7 protein-coding genes are annotated in these 5,751 nt (G+C 65.9%); 1 reads left to right on the forward strand and 6 read right to left on the reverse strand.

Features of this window, described 5'->3' with window-relative positions:
* Positions 1-51 precede the first annotated feature (51 nt).
* Together AB4Y86_RS10420 and AB4Y86_RS10425 are read right to left on the reverse strand one after the other, a co-directional pair.
* The gene (locus AB4Y86_RS10420) at positions 52-708 is read right to left on the reverse strand and encodes a gluconate 2-dehydrogenase subunit 3 family protein (protein WP_441402161.1); all 657 of its coding nucleotides are present in this window, start codon (positions 706-708) and stop codon (positions 52-54) included.
* Positions 705-1,163, reverse strand: a complete 459-nt coding sequence (locus AB4Y86_RS10425; RefSeq protein ID WP_441402162.1) for a hypothetical protein — start codon at positions 1,161-1,163, stop codon at positions 705-707. The genes AB4Y86_RS10420 and AB4Y86_RS10425 overlap by 4 nt, the downstream gene beginning before the upstream one ends.
* A gap of 78 nt (positions 1,164-1,241) precedes the next feature.
* On the opposite strand from AB4Y86_RS10425, the gene AB4Y86_RS10430 reads away from it, so the two are divergent.
* Positions 1,242-1,754 carry a MarR family winged helix-turn-helix transcriptional regulator gene (locus tag AB4Y86_RS10430; protein WP_441402163.1) on the forward strand — a complete coding sequence of 171 codons (513 nt, stop codon included), beginning with the start codon at positions 1,242-1,244 and terminating at the stop codon, positions 1,752-1,754.
* A 12-nt stretch (positions 1,755-1,766) separates the two neighbouring features.
* On the opposite strand, the gene AB4Y86_RS10435 is transcribed toward AB4Y86_RS10430, so the two are convergent.
* The 4 genes from AB4Y86_RS10435 to AB4Y86_RS10450 all read right to left on the reverse strand — a co-directional run.
* A complete protein-coding gene (locus AB4Y86_RS10435) occupies positions 1,767-2,156 on the reverse strand; it encodes a hypothetical protein (protein ID WP_441402164.1) in 390 nt (129 codons plus the stop codon).
* Positions 2,153-3,175 carry an SDR family oxidoreductase gene (locus tag AB4Y86_RS10440; RefSeq protein ID WP_441402165.1) on the reverse strand — a complete coding sequence of 341 codons (1,023 nt, stop codon included), beginning with the start codon at positions 3,173-3,175 and terminating at the stop codon, positions 2,153-2,155. Before AB4Y86_RS10440 ends, AB4Y86_RS10435 begins: the two co-directional genes overlap by 4 nt.
* Positions 3,176-3,234: 59 nt before the next feature.
* Positions 3,235-5,007, reverse strand: coding sequence for a glycoside hydrolase family 15 protein (locus AB4Y86_RS10445; RefSeq protein WP_441402166.1), 1,773 nt, complete (start codon positions 5,005-5,007; stop codon positions 3,235-3,237).
* Between the two features lie 107 nt (positions 5,008-5,114).
* The coding region (locus AB4Y86_RS10450; RefSeq protein WP_441402167.1) for a thiamine pyrophosphate-dependent enzyme at positions 5,115-5,751 on the reverse strand (637 nt) is incomplete at its 5' end.

A 5,751-nucleotide genomic window follows, 5' to 3' on the forward strand; every position in this document is an offset into this window, starting at 1 on the left:
GTACGGGAGGCAAGAGCCATGCAGAGGCATTCCGATTCCTCACCGGCGCCATCAGTGCCGCCTCCCTTTCCCGGATTTTGTTTTGGGACTGGCCGGATCCTGTCCGGGGCGCGCATCCGCCACTTCGAAAGGCTCACGGGCGTCGAGTCCAAGATTCTTGTATCCGCGTGGATAAGCGGGCCCGGCAAAACCAATCTCATCCCAGGCCAGGGGATGGGAGTAGAAGGCCGTGCACGCATATCTGGTCCAGAGGCTCCACACCTGGGATCCCTGCCGCCCCCGCCACTGTTCGGCGTCGTGAATGTCCGTCAGGAGGCCTTCCTGCTGATCCAAGGACAGCTCGCAAAACGCGCTCCCGCTCCGTGCCCGGGCCTCGGCGTCCAACGCCGCGAGGGTGCTGCGCCAGGCCGCAGGGTCCGGTTCCATGCCCTCGTAGTGCCAGCCGTCGGTCTGGTCCTCGGCCAGGCGTGAGTCGACCAGATTGACCACCGGGACGCGGGGCTCCTGGCGCTGGTCAAGGAGTTGGTCGAACAGTGCTCTTGCTGCTGCTTCCTCGGCAACGGTGAAGAACCGCAGGTCTGCCGGTCGGCCGAGGCGTGCCAGGACGACGCCTTGTGTCACCGGGTCCCAGTGGCCGGACTGGCCCTGGGCACTGAAACCGGGGAAGCGGCCGCCGCCGTCCTTCGGGTCCAGCGGCAGGGCCGTCACTTTTCCCTCCTCAGCACGGACGCGAGCAGGCCCATGCCGCCCACGAGAGTCACCAGGAGCGGGGCCAGCAGCGGTGGACCCATCTCCATGTTGTATCTCAGGTTGGAAAACCCCCCGGGCTTCTGCGCGATGCCGCGGGCGTGCAGATACGTCCCCTGCACGCCGTTTGCCACAATCGCGGCGGAGGCCAGGGGGAGCGCTGTTTTGGCCATCCGCTTGCTGAACACGCCGGCGACGCCGGCCGCTGCTCCGACCGGGCCGAGGGCAACAGGGATCCACATCAGTTTGTTGCCAAAGCTTGCCTTGTCGTGTTCGAAGAATATTTCTGCCGCGGTAACCAGGGCGCCAATCGCCGTGAGCCCCGAAAGGGACCGTTCGAAGCGGCCGGTCTCCACGTTGCGGATCATCCGGTCGATCCCGTGGACGGGTGCCGCGGGCCTAACTGGTGTCTTCATGGCGCTCCTTGTCATCAAACTGGTTCTGCCGCGACGCAAACATTTCGTTTGCGCAACAGATGGATGGATACTCGTGGTGTGACGAATTCAGAAGGTGCAGAACAGACCGCCGGTGCGCGGACCGCGTTGGGCGGCAGTGAGGTGGACGCTGTGGTCCGGGCGGCCAACGTCTTGCTCCGCGTCGCCGCCCGGTCGGTGGCAGAAGTAGAAGACGTGGTGACGACGCCGCAGCTGCGGGTGCTGGTGCTCATCGCGAACCGCGGGCCGCAAAACCTCGGTGCGGTTGCCGTCGAGCTGAGGGTCCATCCCTCCAACGCCACGCGGACGTGTGACCGGCTGGTCCAGGCCGGGCTGATTGAACGGGGAGAGGATCCACAGGACCGCCGGTTGTCCAGGCTGGTCCTCACCGCGAAGGGCACGCAACTGGTGGAGCAGGTCATGTCCCACCGCCGTGAAGCGATAGCGGCGGTACTGGAACACCTGACCCCACAGACCCGAAAATCCCTGACCGAGGCCATGGACGCCTTCGCGCAGGCCTCCGGGGAAGCCGAAACCGACGACGGGCGCTTCGCACTGACCCTCCACCGCTGAATAGACATGGGTTCACCACCCCTTGCGGCGGCCCGCCGGCCGAAGGGCTGCGGCGCGGCGGGACCCGATCCGGCTGCTCAGGCCGAATTCGCCACCTGCGAATAGTCCGGCAATCGCGGCGTCCAAGGAGGCCGCCCTGCGGCGCCGGCGGTCCGTAACCGCCAAGGCGACCATGCTGGCCCAGTGCAATGAGTCCACCACGCCGCCGCCGAGGTGCAGTGCCCTGGAGGTAGGTGCCGCACCAATGATCAATGCCTGCAGGAGGTGCCTGGCGCCAAGAATGCGGACCACGACGCGGACGCGCCGGTCCGGCTGGTGTCCGAGCGCCAGACGGAAGATCATGCTCGGAAAGGCCAGTTGGCACAGTCCGTAAGCCGCCCGGGCGGCTTCCGTGGCCCTCACCGTCCCGTCCTTCCCAGCAGCGAGGCGCCCAAGGCCAGCAGACCCAGCGCGGTGGCACCGGCAGCGGCAAGGACGGTGCCGTGGTGGTGGGAGGCCCATAGTTGAGGGCTTCGCGTAGCCGAGCGGTCATCGAACGCCCCGTGGGTGCCGAAATCACGTTCCGCGTCGGCCGGTTCCCAGAGGTTGACGGGCTGTTCCGGGTCGCGGCGTTGCGGCCGTTGCTGGGAGGCGAATCCTGTCCGGGCGAGGTACCTGTCAAGCAGGCCGGGTGCCACGGCGTTCGCCACCAGGGTGGCCGCGGTGCTTGCCCCCACCCAGTACTCCCGGCGCTGCGGATGGGCGGCGGCAAAGAGTACGCCGCGGGCCGCGACTTCCGGCTGGTAAATCGGCGGCACCGGCTGGGCCTTGTTCGGCAGCCGGGAAAGCACCCAGCTGAACTGCGGCGTGTTGACAGCGGGCATCTGCACCATTGTCGTCTTGATCGGACTCCCATCGTGCAGCAACTCGCAGCGAAGTGATTCATTGAAGCCCTGGATGGCATGCTTGGCACCGCAGTAGGCCGACTGGAGCGGGATGCCGCGGTAGGCCAGTGCCGAGCCGACCTGGACGATAGTGCCGCGGTTGTGTTTCTTCATCCGGTCCAGCGCGATCATGGTTCCGTAGACGTATCCCAGATAGCTGACGTCGGTGACGCGTTTGTACTCCTCCGGCTTGATCTCGGTGAAGGGGGCGAACACGGAAGTGAAGGCGACGTTGACCCAGACGTCAATGGGTCCCAGTTCCTGCTCCACGCGGCTGGCTGCCGCGTCGAGTGCATCATGGTCGGACGTGTCCACCGCGATGGTTAGCGCCCGGCCCCCCGAGCGTTCGACTTCTTTGGCTGCGCCCGCAAGCCCTGCGTCGCCGCGGGCCAGAAGGGCGACGGAGGCGCCCTGCTTGCCAAAGGCAATGGCCGTCGCCCGCCCGATACCGCCGCTGGCGCCTGTCACAACGATTGTCTTGTCTTTAAAGGTGTTCATGCGTGCTCCTCGTCCTGGCCCGGGCAGTTCGCCCCGGAGATGGTTGATGGTGCTCACTGCTACGAATTCAGGCCCCGCCATGGCGGCGGGGGATCTGCGAGCCGCCGGGATGTTTCCAGCAGGGCTGCGTGCACAAAAGCCTGGGGGAAGTTGCCCCGGAGCTGGCGCTGTTCAATGTCGTACTCCTCCGTGAAGAGTCCCGGTGAGCCGCAGGCCGCACGGTTTCTCTCAAACCAGCGCGCCGCTTCGGTGGTCTCCCCGCTTTGGTGCAGGGCCATGGCCATATCGAAGCCGCACAGCAGGAAAGCGCCCTCGGACTTCTCCAGCGGCCGTCCGTCCTGGCGGAAGCGGTACAAATACCCGTCGTGGCCCAGATCGTCCCGAACCGCCTTGAGTGTGGCCACGGACCGGGGATCGTCGGCCGGAAGGGCCCCCCGGATCACCGGGAGCAGCAGGGACGCATCGACGCGCTCGTCATCGGGTGCCCGTTGCCACCGCCCGCTGGAATGCAGGCAGTCGCTGGCCACATCGGTGATCAGGGCGTCAGCCTGCGAGGTCCACATGGCACCCTGCTGCGGTGGGGCATTGCGGCCGATGGCCCGCAACCCGGCTGCGCAGATGAGGCGGGAGTGGGCCCACCTCCTGTTCTCGAGTTCCCACATGCCCGCGTCAGGTTCCTGCCACCGCGCCATGATCGCATCTGCGCAGATCTCCGCCGCCTTCCAGTGCTCGAGGTTCAGCCGGTCATTCTCCGCAGCGGCGGCGAACAGCAGCAACGACTCCCCGAACGCGTCCAGCTGAAACTGGTCGTTGACCCAGTTGCCGGCCCTGCCGGACCCCCCGGGGTAGCCGGGTAACCCGACATCCCATTCATCCGGGACGCGGCCGCCCCCGGTGGTGTAGGCCGGCTTCATGTCCGGCCCGTCCGTGAGCAGCCTGGCCGCAACAAAACCGACCGCGTCGTCCAGCAGCGGAAACGTCTTGCAGGCCGCCGCGGACTGGCCGACAAAGCACTGATCCCGGATCCACGCGTAGCGGTAGTCGTAATTCCTTTTCTGCCCGGCCCGTTCGGGCAGGCCCATCGTCGACGCCGCGACCATGGCTCCCCCCGCCTCGGTCATACCGCGCAGAACGGCGTAGGACTGCCGGCAGTCATCCGCGGATATCGTGTTGTCGAAGCGGGGGACCGCCGAGTGCCACGCATTTTCCGTCGCGCTCCACGCCAACGCCGCCTGCACCGGCTCAGCGGGCAGTTCGCGGTCGGAGATTTCCAAAACCAGATCGTGGTGTTCGCCTTGGGCCAGTTCGAGGACCACTTCAAGTCCCCGCGCTCCTGCCTTGGCCTCCGCCGCTCCGCCGAGGCGGATTCTGAGGTTTCCGGAGTTCGCGGTCCAGAGGCTGTCGTGCCGGCTAAGCCGGCTCATCTTGTGCCTGCCGAAGTTCGCCCGGGCGTCCAGCGTCACCCGCACGCACGCAGGGCCCCGGACAGCACGGATCCGGCGCAGCAGCACGGCACGGTTAGGATCCCCGGGGTAAGCCAGCGCTTCCCGGCATTCAATAATCCCTGTCCCGGTTACCCACCGGCTCACCCARATCAGCGTTCCGTCCTCGTACCGGCCGCCCCAGACGCTGTGACGATCGGTGGGGGTCACGGCAAAATTTCCCGGACCGCCCAGCAGGCCGGAGAAGACCGCATCGTCCTGCCATCGCGGTGCGCACATCCACGCCACGTCCCCGCCGGGGCCTATCAGGGCCGCACGGGCGCCGTCGGCCACCATCGCGTACTCGCGTAAGACGTGAGGGGGAAAGTCCGTCGACGAATTACTAAGCATGCTACATAGCCTAAGTGCAATGATTGCGTTTTCGCAATGAATAGCCTGAAGAATTGCTGGGCTCCCGGCGGTGGCCGAGCTGGTGTGGGGAATCGGTGGGGCGTTCCCTAATGTTGTTTCTCCTCGCGGTCCTGGCCAAGGTGGAGCTTTCCTTTGACGCGTTCGATTCCTTCGGCGACCAGGGCCTTGGCGGAGTCGCGCATGACCCCGATCTCGTCGGGGTCCTTCTTTAGAAGGGCTTCTGCGGTGTGCTTGGCGAACTCAAGGGTGATGTGCGGGGGAAGGGGTGGGACGTTCTTACTGGTGTAGGCGTCAATGAGGGTGACACCGTGGTTCGCGAATGCGGCCTCCCAGGCGCCGGCGACCTCATTGTCGGTCTTGACCCGGATGCCGGTGAACCCGAGCAATTCCGCCCACCCGGCGTAGTCTACCGACTGGACGTCCTGGGAGGCGGACCACACAGGGTTAGCGTCCTCGGTGCGCATTTCCCAAGACACCTGTGTGAGGTCGTTGTTGTGCAGAACCATGATGATCAACTGCGGGTTTTCCCATTCCTGCAGGTACTTTTTGATCGTGATCAGTTCGTTCATGCCGAGCATCTGGAAGGCCCCGTCACCGATGGTGCAGATAACTGGGCGGTCCGGATAGGCGAACTTTGCCGCTGTGGCGTACGGCATTGCCGCGAGCATGCTGGCAAGGCGTCCGGAAAGATCACCGAGCATGCCGCGGCGGAGCCTGATGTGG

Origin of the sequence: Arthrobacter sp. 2YAF22_2 (assembly GCF_052114645.1) — a bacterium.
In the GTDB taxonomy this organism is placed as follows: Bacteria; Actinomycetota; Actinomycetes; order Actinomycetales; family Micrococcaceae; genus Arthrobacter.